Here is a 19,626-nt window from a genome sequence, read left to right as displayed (position 1 = left end):
CCCGGGCGAGCGGAAGCGGCGGGGGGTGCGTTCGTCGCCCCTTGACGGCCTCGGGCTCCTGTCCCGGACCCGGGCGCACAGCAGGCGTCCCCGCTCTGGGCGGGGGTGGCGGGCTGGTCTGCTTGCCGGGAATCGGATCGCCGTCAACGGAGTTGGTGGGGGATGAACCGTTATTGGAGGGGTCATGCGAGCGATACAGGTGAACGAAGTGGGCGGTCCCGAGGTGCTGCGGGAGGTCGAGGTGGACCAGCCGCGGCCGGGTCCGGGCGAGGCGGTCGTGGAGGTCGCCGCATCCGGGGTCAACTTCCTCGACGTCTACCACCGCGAGGGCCGGTACAGCCTCCCGCTGCCCTTCACCCCGGGCGCTGAGGGCGCCGGCACGGTCGTCGAGGTCGGACCCGGCGTCGCTGACGTCGCGGTCGGGGACCGGGTCGGTTGGGTGGAGATTCCCGGCACGTATGCCGAGCGGGCCGTCGTGGACTCCTCCCGGCTGGTGCCGCTGCCCGACGACATCGACTTCGAGACGGCCGCCGCCGTGCTCCTCCAAGGCATGACCGCGCACTATCTCGTCAAGGACGCCTACCCGGTCCAGCGGGGCGACACGGTGCTCGTGCACGCGGCCGCCGGTGGCATGGGGCTGCTCCTGACCCAGCTCATCACCCATCTCGGCGGCAGGGTGATCGGCACGACGTCGACCACGGCGAAGGCCGAGCTGGCCAAGCGCGCCGGGGCCGCCGAGGTGATCCTCTCCTCCGCGGTCGACGATCTCGCGGCCGAGGTGAGGCGGCTGGGCGGCGGTCAGGGACTGCCGGTCGTCTTCGACGGCGTCGGCGCGCACACCTTCGACGCGAGCCTCGCCAGCCTGCGGCCCCGCGGCCATCTCGTGCTCTTCGGCGCGGCAAGTGGTGCCGTGCCGCCGTTCGACCCGATCCGGCTCGCCCGCGGCGGTTCGCTGACCCTGATCCGGCCCAGCCTCGGGGACTTCATCGCCGATCGGTCCGAACTGCTCCGACGGGCCACCGATGTGTTCGAGTGGGTGCGCTCCAAGGCGCTCGAGGTCACCGTGACGGGCCGCTACGCATTGTCCGAGGCCGCTCAGGCCCACAGCGATCTGGAGGCCCGGCGCACCACCGGCAAGCTGCTCGTCGTATTGGAGACTGAGACGTCGAGGGCGGTGAAGTAGCTGACCACGTTCGCCAAGAAGGTGGGCGAACGTCCCGTAGGCCCCGGCCTGCTCATCGCTCAGGATTCCACTTCGGCAGACCGGCGCGGCGCGTCCCGCAGATCGGTGCGGGGGTGCGGTGATCTGCGGGACGGGCCCGGGGGTGGTCAGGCCCCGGTCAGTTGGGCGGCTCGTGTCCCGTGTTCGGCGGCCTGTTCGTGGCCTGTCTTCATCGACTGTTCGGCCAGTTCTCGCAGGGACTCCATCTTCGGGTCCCAGAACGCGTGGGTCAGTTCTGCCTCGGCGATGTGCAGGTCGAGGCCGAGGACGTCGGCCAGGATCCGGCGCAGGTAGGGGGTGGCGTGGTCCCAGCCCTCTTTCGGGGTGCCGGGGCCGTAGCCGCCGCCCCGGCTGAGCGTGAGGATCGCGGGCTTGCCCGTGAGGGGCCAGTTGCCGTGCACCCCTGCCACGGGGTGCTTCAGGATCAGGTCGATCCAGGTCTTGACCTGTTCCGGGACGTTCCAGTTGTACATCGGTACCGCGAACAGGAACGCGTCGGCTTCGAGGAGTTCCGTGCCGAGCCGGTCGAGGAGTTCGTGCGCCTCGCGCGGGGCGGGTGCGTCCGGGTTGACGACTTCGTGGGCGAGCAGGGTCCATGTGTCGCCGGGCAGCGGCTGGACGCCGAGGTCGCGCCGGATCACGGTGCCGTGCGGGTGCTGGGTGAGCCACGCCTGTTCGGCGGTGTCGGCGAGGGCGCGGCTCATCGAGCCTTCGGTGCGGATGCTCGCGTCGAGACGGAACAGCTTCATGGTGCGGGTACCTCCGGTAGTTCTGCCGTGATGCAGATAGTATGCACAGCAGAACATCTACTGACAAGAAAGAACCTCCGGGCAACGCCATGCGGGAAAGATGTTCTGGATGTCAGACCATCTGCCGTGGTGCGGGAAAGTGCTACGGTGACGGGATGCCCTCCGCACCCCGCGACCGAGCGAACAGCAGCACCGAGTGCCTCGCCCTGGACAACGACCTGGTCTGGGCCATCCGCATGATCTCGGGAGCCCTCCGGCGCGCCGCGGCCGACGCCTCCGAGACCCTGCCCGGCGGATCACGCGCCTACCTGGTACTCGTGGCACTGGCCGAGGCCGGGGACACACCCCCCACCCAACTCGAACTCGCCGGCCAGGTCGGCCTCGACCGCACAGTGATGACCTACCTCCTCGACGACCTGGAAAAACAGGGCCTCCTGTCACGACGCCCGAACCCGAAGGACCGGCGGGCCCGCCACGTGATCCTCTCCGGCGAAGGCCGATCCCAACTGCTGCGCATGCGAACCGACGTCGCAGCCGCCGAAGAACACCTGCTCGCGGAACTGGACGACGCACAACGGACCCAGTTCCGAGACCTCCTGACCCGCGTCGCGCTCACCGCCCAGCGGAGCACCCTCAAGGACTGAGCCATCGCGGACGACGGCACTGGACCGACTCACCTCAGCAAGGCCACACCCCGTCCGGCGAGCCGCCCGATGCCGCGACTGGACCCTCGGCATGCTGTGCCGCAGGGCCAAGGAAAAGGAAATGGCCTGGCCGATGCGAGGAGATTTCATGCGTCGACCGCTTTTCGGACGTGATTCCATCGCGTCCTCGACGATCAAACCGTTGGTCGCCGTAGCAGCGGCCAGTGCCGCTTTATTCGCCGCGCCGGAATCTCCGGCGTATTCGACTGCCGGTACTTCAGCCGCGCACCGTTCCAAGTGCTCCAGTTCACCTGCCTGGTGAAGGCCCGACCGCCTGAGCGGATCCTCGCCCGCCCTGTCCCACGGGGTGCCGTCCGACGCAACCCGGATCTTCCGTCACATGTCCGAAATCTTCTCCCCTGGCCCGTTGGAGTCTTGCGCGTTCCGTCGGTCAGCAGAGAGCCTGTGGCGGGCCAGGGTGGCGCACAATCCGGTGGGGGGATTGCGGAATGGTTACGCCTGCGGAGATGCCCGGCCAGAACACCGGGATCATTCCGAAGAGCCAACTCACGTTCAACTGGGCCATCCTGAAATTCAAGGGAAATGATGTGACCCCGGAAGAAGCCGAAGAGATCATGGGAGACGGCTCCCGTTTCCGCTAGCCGGACATCACCGGTACCGCGACTCGGCCAAGGGAATTCCATGGATCTCGATGCTCTCAAGGCACATCTCACGGACCTGACCCAGCCACCGGCCCTGCGCACCACGGACACCGCGCTCCCCACCCCGTTGACGGACATGCTGGCCACGTTCCCGAACGGCACCTGTCAGGGAGCGGCGGGCTCGGGCACGGCGGAGATCGACGGCGGACACACCACGCTGACGCTCGCCCTCACCTGTTCGTCCACCCCCTGGCCGGCCGGCGGTCGTGTCACCCTCGCGGTGACCGGCGTGACCGTGACCGTGACGGCGGACGGCACCGTCAGCCTGATCCTGAGCGGCGCCCTCGATGTCACCGACGTGGTGGCCACCGTGACCGACGGCGGGGACGGACGCCTCACCGCCGAGGTACGCCCGCGCAAGCCCGGGGCGTTCACCGGTGAACTGGACAAGCTGGGCGGACTCCTCGGCGACGCGTCCCTGTGGCAGAGCGCGCGAGAAGGGTTGCACGCCTTCGACTTCGCGGCCCGCGACGTCGCCGGATTCGACTACCGCCTGTCCCGCAAGGACGGCGTCGAACCGGCCGCCTACGACGTGACGTCCATGGCGATCGTCGCCGCGCTGGACCTCAGGGGACTCGCGCTGGACATCGCGTTGTGGCTGCCGGACCTGACCGTCGAGGGCACACTGCATGACGGGAAGCCGCTCAACGCCCGCTCGCTGCTGGGCTCGTTCGGCATCCCCGTGGCCGAGATACCCCCGTCGCTGACCATCAGCGAACTGCGCGTGGACGCCCTGCTCGGCGACGGGTACTTCGTCTCCATGACCGTCAGGGACGGCTGGGACATCGGTCCGTTCGCCCTGACGGAGCTGTCCCTGTCCCTGTACTACGACCCGGCGTCGAAGTTCGTGGCCATGGCCTCGGGCACCATCTCCCTCGGCCACTCCATGGACATCACGGTCTCCGCCGCCCAGAACGGCGGAGCCACCGGCGGCTGGGCCTTCAGCGGCGGACTCGCGGCCGGGGAGATCGGCATCGGCGACGTCATCGGCGCCCTGCGCCTTCCCGACGTCCCCGAACCGCTGAAGTCCCTGGAACTCACCAGCCTCTGGCTGTCGTACACCACCGGCACCAAGGCCGTGGACTTCCTCTGTCAGGGGCGGATGACGATCGCCGAAGGGATCACCGCCTCCCTGGGCCTGACCATCACCCGGGACGGCACCGCGACCCGCTACGGCGGACAACTGGCCGTCGACGACTTCACCTTCGACATCACCCTCGACGACGAGAAGACCGGCACCGACCTCCTCATCGCCACCTACCACGGCCCCGAGAACACGGACACCAAAGTCACCCTGCGCGACTGGGTCGCCCACTTCTCCGCCGATCTCGCCGCCGACATCCCCGAGAGTCTGCACGTCGAGCTGAAGGACGCGAAATTCGTCCGGGTCAAGCCGCAGGGCGGCCCCGCGCAGTTCTGCGTCGGCATCGACCTGTCCGCCGGGATCGACCTCGCGGAACTTCCGCTGGTCGGAGGGTTCCTCGCCGAGATCGGCGGCAGTCTCGCCGTCGACAATCTGCAAGTCCTGTACTCCTCCGGCGTGATCGCCCCCGCCGCCGTCGGCAGTGCCAACGCCCTGCTCGCCAAGGCGCGGGTCGTGGAGTTACCGGCGGGCGGGCTGAAGGCAGGCCCCGCCGCGCTCGCCGACCTGCGGATCGGTCAGGAGCGCACACCCGTCGCCCTCGGCCTGCCCGCGAGCCCCACCCCGACCGGCAGTACCCCAAGCACCCCCAACACCCCCAGCACCCCCGCCCAGACCAACACCCCCACCACCACCCCGCCCCGCTCCTCCGCCGGCGTCTGGATCACCGTTCAGAAGACCATCGGCGTGGTCCAGATCAACCGCGTCGGCGTGATCTACCAGCACAACACCCTGCTCTTCGGCCTCGACGCCGGCATCCAGCTCGGCCCTCTCGTCATGTCGCTCGACGGCCTGGCCGTCGGCTCGTCGCTGGAGAAGTTCGCGCCCGCGTTCCGCCTCGACGGCGTCGGTATCGGCTATGTCGCGCCGCCGATCGAGATCGAGGGCGCGCTGCTGCACCTTCCCGACGACCAGTTGGACAAGGGCGTGGCGTTCCAGTACGACGGGACGGCCACCGTCGCCGTGCCGGACTTCTCGCTCGCGGCGGTCGGCTCGTACGCGCAGCTCACGAACGGGCAGCCGTCGTTGTTCGTGTTCGCTCAGGTCGAGGCGCCGATCGTGGCGGCGCCGCCGATCCTGATCACGGGGCTGATGGCGGGGTTCGGGTTCAACCGGGAGCTGACGCTGCCGACCCCGCGTGAGGTGTCGGGGTTCCCGCTGCTCGCCCTGAACAAGCAGGGGCCGGACGCGAATCTGAAGCCGTCCGGGATGCTGGAGGTGCTGGAGGGGCGGACGCCCGCGGTCGTCGGCAGTCCCGCGCGGAAGTGGATCGCGCCGCGCCAGGGGGCGTACTGGCTGGCCCTGGGGATCGAGTTCAGCGTCGCCGAGGTGGTCAACTCCAAGGTGCTGCTGGCCGCCGAGTTCGGTGACGAACTCGCGCTGGCCGTGCTGGGCATCGCGACGCTCCAGCTGCCGATGCCGGCCGAGTCCGCGACCCGTACCTACGTGTACGCGGAACTGGGTCTTGAGGCGGTGATCCGGCCCCTGGCGGGGAGTTTCGAGCTGGCGGCTGAGCTTGCGCCGGTGTCGTACGTGCTGACTCCCGAGTGTCATCTCACCGGGGGGTTCGCCGCGTCGGTGTGGTTCGGGTCGCACCCGAACGCGGGGCAGTTCGTGGTCACTCTCGGCGGCTATCACCCGTCGTTCCAGCAGCCCGCCGGCTACCCGGACGTGCCTCGGCTCGGGATCAACTGGGCGGTGAGCGGCAATCTGACGATCACCGCGCAGGCGTACCTCGCGGTGACGCCGTCGTGCGCGATGGCCGGGGGGCGGCTGAGCGTCGTCTTCCACGAGGGGGACTTCCGGGCCTGGTTCACGGCCCAGGCGGATGTGCTGCTGTCCTGGCGGCCGTTCTTCTTCACCGCCCGGATCTCGGTGAGCATCGGCGCCTCGTACACCCTCAACGTCTGGATCGTGCACAAGACGTTCAGTGTGACCGTCGGGGCCGATCTGGAGCTGTGGGGACCGCCGACCGGCGGTTCGGTCACCGCGCACTTCGTGGGCTTCTCCAAGACCATCGGCTTCGGTCCCGGCCCGTCCGGGGCTGACGCCGAGGCGCTGGACTGGGACGGCTTCGCGAGCATGCTGCCGAAACCGGCCGACGTCATCACCATCGGCCCGGTCAGCGGCCTCGACAAGACCGCCGAGGACACCGGCGACGACCCCGGCAACAGCGGCAAAGTGTGGTACGTCCGCGCCCGTGACCTGCGGTTCTTCACCCAGTCCGCGGTGCCGGCCAGTCATCTGCGGCTCGGCGACGACCCGTTGTCCTCCCCCGCCGCCGAGGACACCCCCGGCGTCGACGTCCGCCCCATGAACCGCACCGGCCTCACCGGCGAGCACCGGCTCCGGCTGTACTTCGAGGGCGCGCCCGCGCCGATGGACGGCTGGAGTGCCACCGCCCGCACCCACAACCTCCCCGCGTCCCTGTGGGGCGCCCCGCCCTCCCCCTTCAGCCACACCCCGCACGCGCCCGGCGCCGAGGTGCTGCCCGGCCGCCCGGTCGGCTACGACGTCCAGGCGCCCCGGCCCGAACTGGCCGGCTCACGCGGGGTGTTCCCGCTCAGCGACTACAGCGCGGACGAGATCCCGCCCGGCCTCGCCCCACTGTCCTCCTCCCCCGTCGCCGACCGCGATTACGTCTCGGTGGCTGACGACTCGTGCGTGGCGCGGATCGGGCAGACCGACCGGGGTCCGGCCCGCACCGGGCGCGACCAGGTGTGCGCGGCACTGGCCGACGCCGGTCTGTTCAAGGACCCGTGCGACGGACTGACCGCGCTGGCGGCGGGGGCCGCGCACCTCTACCACCGGGCGCCGCTGGTGCAGAACCCCGGATGACGGGCGACGGGCCCACAGGCGCAGGGCCCCGACCGCAAGGCCCCGGCCGAGAGCCGCCGGCGCCGAAGCCCACCCCCGAGCACCCCTCCCCGTACCCGCAGCCGAGCATCGGAGCCGGACGTGAGCGCGAGCCCGCAGCACCCCGCCCGGGACACCATCCCGATCGGTGACGTCGAACTGCACGACCACTACCTGCCCGCCCTCCCCGCCGGCGACTACCGCATCGAGGCCACGCACGCCCTGCGCACCGGCCCCGAGGCGAGCGCCCAGGCGGTCGGCGGGACATTCCGGGCCGTGCAGCGCTTCACCGTGCGCGCACCGCAGGTCGCCGTGGACACGACCGCCGTGGTGGCCCGGCAGCCCCCGGACTCCTCCGAGGGACGGTTCGCCGAGGTGCTGCCGCATCTGGTGCTCGGCGATCCGATGCTGCCGTGGGAGCGCGAGCTGAGCGGCGCGGACCGGAGCACTCCGTGGCTGGCGCTGCTGGTGCTCACCGACGACCAGTTGATCGGCGGGACGGCCTCCCCGACCCGCGCCGAGTCGACGACCGTGGGCGCCTTCCTCGCCGACGACCCGGACGTGCTCAAGCCCGCGCCGCCGCTGGAGTCCGACGTCAAGCCGGACGATCCGTGCGAGGTCATCCGGATCCCGGCCGCCGTGTTCCCCGAGGTGACGCCCCGGCTGGCGGAGCTGCCGTATCTCGCGCACTGCCGGGGCGCCAACACCGGGGACCGGCCCATCCTGGGCATCCAGGAGGACGGGCTGTTCGCGGTGCTCGTCGCGCACCGCTTCCCGGCCGCCGAGCCGCCCGGCTCGCCCCCGCAGGACCGCACCAAGAACATCGTCCACCTGGTCTCCCTGGAGGGCCACGAACCGCTTCTCGGGCCCGGCGCCCCGGACTTCCGGGGCCGTACGTCGGTGGCGCTGCTGTCGCTGTGCAGCTGGTCGTTCTGGGCACACCCGGACGGCGCCGCGCACTTCCGGGCGCTGGCCGAAGGGCTCACCCTCACTCCGGACTCCTCGCGTGCGGCGACCCGCGAGGAGATGTGGCTGCGGCTGCCCTCCCCGTACCGGGACGGTGACGGCACCCCGGCCGCCCGGCGGCAGGTGGCCCGGCGGCTCGGCGACGGCTATGTGCCGCTGCCGTACCGCACCCGGTCGGGCGAACGGACCTTCGGCTGGTACCGGGGACCCCTCACCCCCGTGCTGCCCGCGCCCGTGGACCGGGTGGCGACCGCCACCAGCGCGGACGCCCTGCTCGCCTACGACCCCGCCTGGGGCAGTTTCGACGTGTCGCTGGCCACCGCGTTCGAGACGGGCCGGTCGCTGGCGCTGGCCGACGCGGCGTACGTCCAGCACCTGATCGCCTTCAAGCGGGCCACGCACGATCTGGTCGACACCCTCTACCACCAGGACACCAGCAGCCATCTGCCCGCCGGGGACGGGAACTCGTCCGCGCGGGCTGCGTTCGGGGCGCTGCTCGACGGGCCGCTGCTGAGCACCCTGGGGGCGGCGCCCGCCCAGTCCCGTGACCCCTGGTCGCCACCCGCGCCCGAGCCCGTGCCGGGCGATCCGAGCGAGGAACTGACCGCCTTCCTGAACTCCGGCACGGTCCGTACGGCCGTCACGCGGGCGCTGCACGAGGACACCGGACTCCGGGAACGCCTCACGCCGGTCGTGGACTGGCTGGCCCGGCTGTTGCTGCTCATCCCGGTGCCGTTCACCCGGCTGGTACCGGACGCGCGGATGCTGCCCCCGGAGTCGCTGCGCTTCTTCCACACCGACCCGAACTGGCGGGACGCGCTGATCGGCGGGGCGCTGGGTATCGGCGCGCAGTCGAGCCGGGACACCGTCCAGGACGAGATCGTGGCCGCGGTGGTACGGGCTGAGGTGGCGGAGGCGGCGGCCCGGCACCGGGACACGCTGCGCGACGCCGGACCCGACGACCCCAAAGACCCCGGCGATCCCGGCGACCCCGGTGGCTCCCTCGGTACCGTCTCCGGCCTGCTCCTGCGCTCCGCCCTCGTCTCCGGCTGGCCCCATCTCGCCGTCCGGGCGGTGGACGCGGCGGGCGTGCCGCTGCCGGTGCTGCGGATGGAGCATCTGTCGTCGTCCGTGCTGCTGTGCCTGTTCAACGGGGTGCCCGCGACCGTCGAACTCGCCGAGCCCCAGGAGGGGTTCCGCTTCGGGGTCGAGGACGACGGGCGGATCCCGCTGCGCAGTCTGCTGCCGGACGCCGGGCCCCGGCTGCCGCTGGGCGAGCAGTTGGGCACGGACGTCACCTTCGACGTCCTGCGCCACCTGCGGCCTTCCGCCGATCCGAACGTCCGCGTCCTGGACGTCGGTTCGCTGGTCACCGCGCTGGGCGGCGCCCTGGACCGCGCGCACGGCACCTCCGTGGGGACGGTCGGCCCTGCCGATCTCGCCCTGCAACTGGTCAAGGTGCCCGAGGCGATCCGTTTCGACGGTCCGGACGGGGACCGGTTCCCGGCGACCGGAGGAGACCCGGTATGAGCACGCGCCCCGCTCTTGTCGTTCCGGTCGGTCTCGACGCGCTCGTGGTGACCGAGGCGGTGCTGCGCCGGGACGGATTCCGTACCTGGCGGCAGAACTACCTGGCCCTGCGCGACTACATCAGCCCCGAGCCGGACGAAGGGGACCGCCAGAGCGACGACCCCCTGTTCCGGCACACCGGGGTGCATCTGCACTGGACGCTGCCGCGCGGACTGCGCCACGGCCGGCAGGATCCGGCCACCGGCGAGGTCACCTTTCCGCTGCTGCCCAACCGGTGGCTGGTCACCCGGTTCAGCGGCGGCGCCCGGCGCCGGGTCAGGGCCTGGGTGATCGAGAGCGACTGCCCGCACACCTCGTACGCCGCCCAGCACGGACATGTCCTCGAAGAGTCCAGCCCCTATCTGGTCGGCGCCGAGACCCTGGACGCCTGGCGGGCCAGCCCCGACCCCTACCGCAGCGCCCGGACGTCCAGGTCGGTGCAGGTCCCGATCGGGCTGGCCTTCCCGCACACCGAGGAGACCCCGTGGTCGGAACGGGCCGGGCGGGACCCGCTGTTCCTCACCGCGATGGGCACGGGCGACCCGTACTTCACCACCTACACCCCGCACAACACCAACGTGTTCTCCTTCCTCGACGACCTCTCCGACGTGCCCGTGGCGGACACCCTCGGGTACCAGGTCGTCGGCTGGTACTCCGACCCGGACGCCGACGTCCTGGCCACACCCCCGCCGGACACCACCTACGCCGCTCTCCTGGCCCGGCTCGGCTGGCAGGACCCCCGGCTCACCGGCAACCCCGTCCTGGACGGCGACGTCACCCCGGCCGTCCGCAGCCTCTACCAGGGCCTGGCGCTGAGCGTCGCGTGGGACCCGGCGGCGCCCGACCCGCCCTCCCCCGACCCCCTGCACACCGTGAAGGACAGCAAGGCGCTGAACGTCGCCCTCGGCGCCACCACCCAGGACGCGTTCACCGCGCTCGCCGCGCACGCCCTGAAGGCCGCCGGCGCCCGCCCCGCCGCCGAGGACGTCCAGCTGCTGCGGGCGTTCCTGCACGATCTGCTGGCCGTCGCCGACGAGAAGGGCGGCGACGAACGGGTCCGGCGCGCGATCCACGCGGCGTCGTTCGGCGCCTCGTCGGGCGGATACCGGTGGACGGTGACCCCGCCGCCGGCCGACCAGAAGCCGGACGGCCCACCGCCACCGCCGTTCGTCGCGCCCGCCTGGCTGTCCACCCTCAACGACGACCAGGGCCGGCTGGACGACCTCCTCGGTGAGGTGTACGACCTCCAGTGGCGGCTCAACTCCCTGTGGCTGAAGCAGGGTCTCCTCGGCATCCTGGACCCGCCGCCCGTGGGAGCGCCGGACCAGGACGACCTCCAGGCCGAACTGGACCCCGCCCGCGCGGGCTCCCTCGCGCACACGGTGCGGGAGCGGACCGCCCAGGCGCGGGCCCTGGCGGCGCGGGTGCCCCAGCCGGACACCACGGCCCGCCACCCCGACGCCCAGGCCGCGCTGACGGCCGGGATCAGCGCGTTCGCCGCGGCCAGGGGGCTGCCCGAGGGCGCCTCGCTCAAGGCGGTGCCCCGGCCCGCGTACTGGCGTGCCGTCAACCCCGTGGTGAGCGTGTCGGGGATCATGCCGCCGTCCGACGCCGTCGTCACCGACCGGCCCGTGCCCACCCGGCCGCTCACCGACGACAGCCCGGCCGCGCCGGTCAGCGCCCTCACGGTCGGGGGCCGGACCCTCACCGCGGCGCCGATGCCGGCGCTTGCGGGCCTCGCCGGGCTGCCGTCCGAGGTGTCCGGGCTGCTCGCGGAGTACTTCCTGCTGGACCCCGGCAACGCCGCCGCCCTCGCCGGAAGCGGCGGGCTGTCCACGGCCGAGGTCGGCGCCGCCCTCGCCGCGCACCGCCCCGGCGACTACACCGGCACCCTGCCCGCGCTGGGCGTGGAGCCCTGGCGCCAGCCCTGGGAGCCGCTGTTCATGGAGTGGCGGACCTCCTACAGCCATGTTCCGCACGCCGTCGGCGGGCAGAGCTGCTGGGTGTTCGACGGCACCGACTACCGCTACGTCCCCGGCTCGGCGCCCGCCCCGAAGCAGGTCGCCGTGATGGGCGTCTGTGCCCTCAGCCCGCATCCGCGCACCCTGTTCGCCGCCCGGCTGAAGGAGTTCGTCACCCGGCACGGCTCCGACGTCCAGCGCGACCGGCTCGACGGCTGGCTGGGCGCGATCGGCGACTGGGGGATCCTCGCCCAGGAACTGACCGGCTTCAACGAGCGGATCGCGGCCCGCGACACCCGCGCCTTCCGCCGCCCCACCGCCCAGGACCGGCACTTCTCCGAGGTCGCGGGCCTCGCCGGCTTCCCCGACGCCGCGACCGAGGACGGCCTGCCGGCCCGGTACCGGGGCCGGGTCACCAGCGTCCCGTATCTGCCCGGCGGCGAGAGCGCCCCGTTCCAGCCGACCCGGCAGGGCCAGATCCATCTGGCGGACCTCTTCCTCTACGACAAGTTCGGCCGGGTCCTGGAGGTGGTCAGCCCCGACCTCAAGCAGGGCGGGCTGCACGACTTCCGCAACTTCCCGCTGGTCATCGACACCGCCCTGGCCGCCGAGTCCTCGCTCACCCCGACCGTCGCCGCCGTCGCCCAACTGCCCCCGCGCCCGCTCCAGCCCGCCCGGCTCGACTTCGACCTCCTCGACGCCGCCACCGGCACCCGGGCGGTGGAGACCGCCGCCGACCCCAGCCCCGTCGCCGGCTGGCTGCTGCCCAACCATCTCGACGGCGGGCTGCTGCTGTACGGCCCCGAGGGCCGGTTCCTGGGCGGCTTCCGCACCCTCACCGACGGCACCGGCACCCGCCGGGGCCAGTGGGAACCCCCGCCCGACGGTGCCCTCACCACCCTGGACGAGGTGGCGGCGCTGTCCCCGGTGATCGCCGGTCTGCTGCGCTCGCGACGGCTGAGCGGCGAGGCGAACCTCAGCGCGTTCCTCGACGTCATCGACTCCACCCTGTGGACCACCGATCCGCTGGGCCGCCGCACCGACCAGACGCTGTCCGCGCTCGTCGGACGGCCGCTGGCGCTCGTCCAGGCCCGGCTGCGGCTGACGCTGGACGGTCCGCCGCTGCGCGCCACCGGCTGGCAGGCCAGCCTCGCCCCGCCGGCGCCCGCCTTCACCGCCGACCCGTTCGCCGTCCGCCTCGGCGACCAGGCCGCCCGCGACGACGGTCTGATCGGCTTCTTCCGGGCCGCGCCCGGCGGGGGCTACGACTTCGAGCGCTTCGACAGCGTCACGGCCCCCGGCGACGGTCAGGACCTCATCGTCCGGATCGGTCCGCCGGGCACCGCGGGCAACTATCTCCAGTTGACGTTCGGTGACAGCGCGCCCACGCGGTTGCTGCTGCTGGTCGATCCGCGCGCGAGCGTCCACGCCGTCACCGGCATCACCCCGACGGTCTCCGTCGCCGTCGCGCAGCAGCATGTCGACGGGGCGTTGCGGCGGCTCCAGACGCTGTTCCGGTTCGGGCCGGTCGTCGGCGGCAGCGGGGAGGACGGCGCCGTCGCCTTCCCGCGGCCCAGTACCCGGCACGGCGCCTGGTCCTGGCTGCGTCCGGCGGTGGGGGGCTGGACGTCGTGCGAGCTGGCCGCGGCGCCGGCGGGCGCGCAGTTCCCCGACCGGCCGCCCGCGCTCGAAGAGGGGCTGCTCCAGTTGCTCCCCGATCCCGAACTGCCCGAGCCCGAACTCCTCGATCCCGAACTCCCTGAGTCCGACGGCTGACAGCCGTGACGTGAAGACGTACGCATCAGGAGGTCCGCATGTCCGATCAACCCCTGCTCACCTACCGCATCGCCACCAGTCCAGCGCCTCTCCAGGCGGGCACCTCGGGGACCAACTCCCAGGGCCGGATCACGATCACCGTCACCAAGGGAGCGGAGGACACCTACTGCGACTGGATCCAGATCGCCGTGCCCGGCGACGCCAAGAGCGGCGGCGCGTACTTCACCGGCGACCCGAAGCCGGTCTTCTCCTCGGACGGCGACTGGAGCACGGGGTCCCTGGTCCAGGTGTCCGCCCAGCATCTGGGGCTGGCCGGTGACGCCCTGTACTACCGGGCGATCTTCCACAACCAGGGCGACGACAGCGAACCGTTCGACGGCACGCTGCACCTCGGGATCAGTGGCGAACTCGTCGACAGCACCGGCACCCTCGACCTCCACATCACCGAGCACTCCGACACCTCGTCGGACCCCGACGACTTCACACCCCACCGCCGGACCGTACCGCTGACCGTCACGGAGCCCGTCTTCTACCTGAACGCCTTCCTGGCCCGCGACGACGACAGCGCCACCGTCCCGAAGACCAAGTTCTCCAGCAGCGCCACCCCGTATCTCTCGTGGGAGAGCAACGGCTCCCGCTACCGCCTGTTCGACGGGGAATCCGACAAACCCGTCTACGAGGGCCCCAACACGTTCTGCACCCTGCCCCCGGGGTCCCTCGCCATGGACACCACCTTCACGCTGGAGGCGTCCATGTCCCCCGAGGACGTCGGCAGCGGCTTCTCGACGATCCATCAGTACGCCGTCCTCACCCTCACGGTGAAGGACCCGACGCTGGACGCGCTGACGGTCGAGGGCGGGATATCGGGCAGGTCCGCACTGGAGATCAGCGGCGACGCGTCGGTGGGGAACTCCCTCACGGTGGGCACCTCGGCCGAAGTCGGCCGCGGTCTGACGGTCGGGGGCGACATCTCCGCGCTGGCCAGTCTCACCGTGGACGGCTCCCTGACCGCCGAGAGCGGTCTGTACTCCGGGGGCTCCGCCCAGATCAACGGCGACCTCACGGTCGACAGCACCCTCAACGCCAACGGCCAGGTCAACGCCGTCAGCGACAGCCACTACGTCCGGATCCGCGAACTGCGGGGCCCGTACGGCGTGCAGCTCTCCATCAACAGCAACACCGAGCTGATCGAGCGATGCGATCTGAACGTGACGGGGGACATCAAGATCAAGAACTACGGGGTGCTCTCCGACCAGGACACCATCGGGCTCAACAACACGCACTACGGCGGCTACCTCTACGCCAGCACCTACGAACATGACGGCGACCGCCGGATCCCGTACGTGTGGGTGCCGGGCGACCGGGTGGTGGAGTCGCACTGGCGCATCACACGCGACTGACGACGACCGAGGGCCGTGTCCCCCGTCACCAGGGGACACGGCCCTCGGCGCGCACCGTATGATTTGGATCCGAACAATTCCAAGGTCTCACGCCTTCGCAGGCGGCCCGAAGGAGCGTGCTCGTGCCCGGCCATCGATCCATCGCCGAAGCCGAGAAGCTGGCCGCGGCCAGGCTCGGCGGTATCCCCGTCCGGCACGACCAGATGGCCGTGGTCGCCAACATCTATCGCGCCGCCTCGGCGGTGCGGCAGCACCTGGAGAACTCCGTGCTGCGCGGCGCCGACCTGACCTGGACCGCCTTCGTGGTGCTCTGGGTCATCTGGATCTGGGGCGAGTCGGAGACGCGGCACGTGGCCGAGGAGGCCGGGATCTCCAAGGGCACGCTCACAGGCGTCGCCCGGACGCTGGAGAGGCGAGGGCTCGTGCGGCGAGCAGGCCATCCCACCGACGGAAGGCTGGTGCTCCTGAGCCTGACCGACGAAGGCGAAGAGCTGATGCAGCGCCTCTTTCCGGCGTTCAACGAGGAGGAAGCCTTCGTCACCGGTCAGCTCAGCGACGCGGACTGCCGGACCGTCGCCGCCGGACTGCGCCGGGTGGTACTCCAGGTGGAGGAGAACGGCGAGGAGCGCCGCCAGGACCTGCTGGGCGGTGCCGCCCCGGCACCACGCCGCAGCGGCCGCCGGAAGAGCTGAACCGCACCGGTCCCGGACGAGGGAGCCCGGGGCAGTCACGGACGCCGGAAGGAGCCGTGCCCTGTCAGCCACTGTCGTGGGCGGCGTCGACCAGGGCGTCGAACAGGCCCTGCTGGGCCGGGTCCCGGTCCGCGGTGTCCTCGGGGTGCCACTGGACCGCTGTGAACCACCCCGGGTGTCCGGGCGCTTCAAGCCCCTCCACGGTGCCGTCGGCGGCCCGCGCGGTGACCGTGAGCCCGACGCCGACGCGGTCGACTCGCTGGTGGTGGTAGCAGGAGGCGTCCGTCTTCTCCGCGCCGGTGGCCCGTGCGAGCAGCGTGCCGCGCTGGATCGTGACCGGGTGCACGAGGTGCCGGTGTTCGCGGTCCGGGCCGCCCATGTCCTGTTCCAGGCTGCCGCCGAGGGCGACGTTCACCGCCTGGAGCCCGCGGCAGATCGCCAGCAGCGGTAGTCCCAAGTCCAGGGTGCGGCGGGCGACTTCGAGGTCGAACGCGTCCTGGAGGTCGTCGACGTCGTAGACGCTGTCGTGGGTGTCGGTGGCGCCGTAGCGGTGGGGGGCGAGGTCTCCGCCGCCCGGGAGGAGCACGCCGTCGAAGCGGGCGAGCCGGCCGGCCACGCCGGCCGCGGCCGGGTCGGCGGGGTGGATGCTCACCGGCTCTCCCCCGGCCCGCCACACGGCCTCGACCAGCGCGCGGGCGTTGACCTCGGCGGCATGACGGAGCGCGGACGTGGTGGCGGCGAACCGGGCCGGAATCGCGATCAGGGGGCGCGGGTGCGTACGGGTCACAGCTGGATCCAGGTGGTCTTCAGTTCGGTGTACTTCTCGATGGCGTGGACGGACTTGTCGCGGCCGTTGCCGGACTGCTTCACGCCGCCGAAGGGGACGGTCAGGTCGCCCTCCTCGTAGCAGTTGACCCAGACCGTGCCGGCCTTGAGGGCGCGTGACACCTTGTGGGCGGTGGACAGGTCGGAGGTCCACAGGCCGGCGGCGAGGCCGTACTCGGTGGCGTTGGCGAGCCGGACCGCCTCGTCGAGGTCGTCGAAGGTGAGCACGGACAGGACGGGGCCGAAGATCTCCTCGCGGGCCAGCCGCGTGCCGGGGCCGACCCGGTCGAACACGGTGGGCCGCAGGTAGCTGCCGCCGGTCTCGGCCAGGACCCGGCCCCCGCCCGTGCGCAGCCGGGACCCTTCCTCCAGGCCGGAGGCGACGTGCTCCAGGACCCTGTCGAGGTGGCTGTCGCCGACGAGTGCGCCCATCTCGGTGGCCGGGTCGAGCGGGTCGCCCACCCGCAGCTCGCGCGCCCGCGCCACGACGGCCTCCGTGACCTGTTCGGCGATGGAGGAGTGGACCAGCAGCCGGGAGGGCGCGGTGCACATCTCGCCCTGGTTGAAGAAGATGCCCCAGGCCGCGGTCGCCGCCGCCTTCTCCAGGTCGGGGGCGTCGGGCAGGACGATGTTGGGTGACTTGCCGCCGAGTTCGAGCCAGACGCGCTTGAGGTTGGAGTCGGCGGCGTAGCGCAGGAAGTGGCGGCCGACGGCGGTGGAGCCGGTGAAGGCGAGGACGTCGACGTCGGGGTGGAGGCCGAGCGCCCGGCCGGCCGTCGGCCCGTCACCGGTCACGACGTTGAGGACGCCCGGTGGCAGTCCGGCGTCGGTGGCGGCGCGGCCGAGGAGGAGGGCGGACAGCGGGGAGGACTCGGACGGTTTCAGGACGACCGTGCAGCCGGCGGCGAGCGCGGGCGCGACTTTCCAACTCGCCAGGGTGAGCGGGAAGTTCCACGGTACGACGGCGCCGACGACGCCGGTCGGCTCCCGGGTGATCAGGGCGAGCGCGTCCGGTGCGGTGTGGGGGGACTCGTCGGTGAGTTTGTCGGCGAGCTGCCCGTACCAGCGGAAGGTGTTGATCGCGGCGCGCAGTTCGATGGCGTACGCGTCGGTGACGGGTTTGCCCATCTCCAGGCTCACGGTCAGCGCCAGTTCCTCGCGCCGTTCTTCCAGCAGTTCGGCGATCCGCAGCAGGACCCGGCCGCGTTCGGCGGGCGCCAGGTGCGGCCACGGCCCGGTGTCGAAGGCGCGGCGCGCCGCCGCGACGGCGAGGTCGACCTCGGCCTCGTGCGCGTCGGCGACGTGGACCAGGGTCTGGCCGTCACGGGGGGAGACCACGGCGAACGATCCGCCGCCCCCGGCCTCGTCGTCGCCGTCGATGTGGTGTCGCGTGGGCAGGTCGAGTGCCTTGGCTCGGCGCAGCAGTTCCTCGTGGGTGGCGTTCAGCACGCGCTCTCCGTTTCATGGGTGGCCGCTGCCCTGGGCCGGGTCAGCCGGGCGGTAACGACGCCGAGGATCAGCACCGCCGGGACGGTGGCCTGGAGCCACAGGGCCGTGGTCCGGTCGCCGCCGATGAGGGTCGTGAAGTTGGCGACGATGAGCCAGATGGCACCGGCGATGCCGAGTGCGCCCAGGGCGGGGGCGATGAGGGTGTTCCAGGGGCGGGTGTCGGCGCCGGAGCGGCGGAAGAACACGATGACCGAGACCGAGGTCAGGAAGTACAGCAGCATGATGCCGAGGACGGCGACTCCGCTGAACCAGGAGAAGAGGGTCAGCACCGGGTCCTTGCCGAGGACCGCGAAGGGCGTCACGAGCAGCACCGCGATCGCGGTCTGTACGGTGCCCGCCGCCCAGGGCGAGTGACGCCGGTTGAGGGCGGTCAGCCGGTGCGGCAGGAGCCCTTCGCGGCCGAGGGAGAACAGGTAGCGGTTGGCGGAGTTGTGGAAGGCGAGGAGGCCGGCGAACAGGGAGGTGGCCAGCAGGACCGGCAGCACGTCATCGACCCAGCCGCCGAACTGGGCGGCGATCGGCGCGAACACGAAGGCGGCGGCGTCGCCGCTCTCCAGTGCCTGGCCCGCCTCGGCCGTGGCACGGGACGGACCGTGCGCGGAGACCAGCATCCATGAGGTGAAGGCGAAGAATCCGGTGACCACCGCGACGGAGAGGTAGGTGGCCCGGGGGACGGTCCTGTGGGGTTCACGGGCCTCCTCGCCGTAGATGGCGGTGGCCTCGAAGCCGAACATCGACGCCACGGCGAACATCAGCGCCACCCCGGGAGCGCCCTGGAGCGCGGCGGACGGCGCGAAGCTGTCCGCGAGGCCGAGCCCTTCGGGGCCGCCGCCCTTGAAGAGGGTCACGAGGGCGAAGACGATCAGGATGCTGAACTCGGCGAGCACGAACACGGCGAGGATCCTGGCGCCCATCTCGATGCCCGAGGCGCCGAGGACCTGCACGACCGCCATGGTGACGAGGGCCCAGACCCACCACGCCACATGGGTCCCGGTGTGGCGCTCGACGACGCCGCTCACGATGCTTCCGTACAGCCCGTACATGCACGCCTGGACGGCGCAGTAGGCGAAGAGCGCGACGGCGGCGCTGCCGGAGCCGGCCGAGCGTCCGAGCCCTTTGCCGATGTACGTGTAGAAGGCGCCGGCGTCCACGACGTGGCGGCCCATGGCGACGAAGCCCACGGAGAACAGCAGGACGATGACGCCGGCCGCGAGATAGGTGGCCGGGGCGCCGGCGCCGTTGCCGATGGCTATGGCGATGGGCACGGCCCCGGCGATGCCGGTCAGGGGCGCCTGGGCGGAGAGGACGAAGAAGAGGATGCCGAGGACACCGAGGGAGTTGGGCTTGAGTCTGCCTGTCACGGATGCGTCGTCAGCGGTCTGTGTGGCGACCGCGGTCTGACTGTCCACTCGAATTCACCTGCCGGGGGGAGCGGGGAGGGGGCGGGAATTTCGTTTTAGGCCAAACGAGTTGCCTCATCGTGGGCGCGAACTATCCGTTTGGCAAGGGGTTTCGGGCGGCTGTTTCCGCGAGGGTCAGCGGAAGCGGACGGGGAGACGGGTGACCGTGCGCAGGAACTCGGTGTGCGCGTCGG

General features: G+C 71.7%; 12 protein-coding genes. 8 read left to right on the top strand and 4 right to left on the bottom strand.

Annotated elements, in window-relative coordinates:
* Nucleotides 1-184 precede the first annotated feature (184 nt).
* Nucleotides 185-1,183 (top strand): quinone oxidoreductase family protein, encoded by a 999-nt coding sequence (locus IAG44_RS39050; protein WP_187751782.1) that lies wholly within the window; start codon nucleotides 185-187, stop codon nucleotides 1,181-1,183.
* A 146-nt stretch (nucleotides 1,184-1,329) separates the two neighbouring features.
* Here IAG44_RS39050 and IAG44_RS39045 read toward each other — a convergent pair whose 3' ends face one another.
* A complete protein-coding gene (locus tag IAG44_RS39045) occupies nucleotides 1,330-1,971 on the bottom strand; it encodes an FMN-dependent NADH-azoreductase (RefSeq protein WP_187745414.1) in 642 nt (213 codons plus the stop codon).
* Nucleotides 1,972-2,126: 155 nt separating this feature from the next.
* Between IAG44_RS39045 and IAG44_RS39040 the strand changes: the two genes are divergently transcribed.
* From IAG44_RS39040 to IAG44_RS39015, 7 genes are all read left to right on the top strand, one after another.
* Entirely contained in the window at nucleotides 2,127-2,615 is a 489-nt protein-coding gene (locus IAG44_RS39040) for a MarR family winged helix-turn-helix transcriptional regulator (RefSeq protein ID WP_246562421.1), read from the top strand.
* 527 nt (nucleotides 2,616-3,142) lie between these two features.
* Nucleotides 3,143-3,277 (top strand): hypothetical protein, encoded by a 135-nt coding sequence (locus IAG44_RS44395; RefSeq protein WP_281404323.1) that lies wholly within the window; start codon nucleotides 3,143-3,145, stop codon nucleotides 3,275-3,277.
* 40 nt (nucleotides 3,278-3,317) lie between these two features.
* Nucleotides 3,318-7,316, top strand: a complete 3,999-nt coding sequence (locus IAG44_RS39035; protein WP_187751781.1) for a DUF6603 domain-containing protein — start codon at nucleotides 3,318-3,320, stop codon at nucleotides 7,314-7,316.
* A gap of 120 nt (nucleotides 7,317-7,436) precedes the next feature.
* On the top strand, nucleotides 7,437-9,830 hold the full coding sequence (locus IAG44_RS39030; protein ID WP_187751780.1) for a hypothetical protein: 2,394 nt from the start codon (nucleotides 7,437-7,439) through the stop codon (nucleotides 9,828-9,830).
* Nucleotides 9,827-13,606, top strand: a complete 3,780-nt coding sequence (locus IAG44_RS39025) for a hypothetical protein (RefSeq protein WP_187751779.1) — start codon at nucleotides 9,827-9,829, stop codon at nucleotides 13,604-13,606. The genes IAG44_RS39030 and IAG44_RS39025 overlap by 4 nt, the downstream gene beginning before the upstream one ends.
* Before the next feature lie 38 nt (nucleotides 13,607-13,644).
* A complete protein-coding gene (locus IAG44_RS39020; protein ID WP_187751778.1) occupies nucleotides 13,645-15,006 on the top strand; it encodes a polymer-forming cytoskeletal protein in 1,362 nt (453 codons plus the stop codon).
* Between the two features lie 122 nt (nucleotides 15,007-15,128).
* Nucleotides 15,129-15,698, top strand: a complete 570-nt coding sequence (locus IAG44_RS39015) for a MarR family winged helix-turn-helix transcriptional regulator (protein ID WP_187751777.1) — start codon at nucleotides 15,129-15,131, stop codon at nucleotides 15,696-15,698.
* Between the two features lie 64 nt (nucleotides 15,699-15,762).
* Here the strand turns inward: IAG44_RS39015 and IAG44_RS39010 are convergent, their stop codons facing one another.
* From IAG44_RS39010 to IAG44_RS39000, 3 genes are read right to left on the bottom strand one after another with little or no spacing between them, the layout of a single operon-like run.
* A complete protein-coding gene (locus IAG44_RS39010; protein WP_246562420.1) occupies nucleotides 15,763-16,485 on the bottom strand; it encodes a gamma-glutamyl-gamma-aminobutyrate hydrolase family protein in 723 nt (240 codons plus the stop codon).
* Complete coding sequence (locus tag IAG44_RS39005) at nucleotides 16,482-17,972, bottom strand: aldehyde dehydrogenase (RefSeq protein WP_187751776.1); 1,491 nt, start codon at nucleotides 17,970-17,972, stop codon at nucleotides 16,482-16,484. The genes IAG44_RS39010 and IAG44_RS39005 overlap by 4 nt, the downstream gene beginning before the upstream one ends.
* Nucleotides 17,966-19,441, bottom strand: a complete 1,476-nt coding sequence (locus IAG44_RS39000; protein ID WP_187751775.1) for an APC family permease — start codon at nucleotides 19,439-19,441, stop codon at nucleotides 17,966-17,968. The genes IAG44_RS39005 and IAG44_RS39000 overlap by 7 nt, the downstream gene beginning before the upstream one ends.
* Nucleotides 19,442-19,626: the final 185 nt, after the last annotated feature.

It is taken from the genome of Streptomyces roseirectus (assembly GCF_014489635.1).
In the GTDB taxonomy this organism is placed as follows: domain Bacteria; phylum Actinomycetota; class Actinomycetes; order Streptomycetales; family Streptomycetaceae; genus Streptomyces; species Streptomyces roseirectus.
This window is presented reverse-complemented; position numbering and strand designations above follow the sequence as displayed.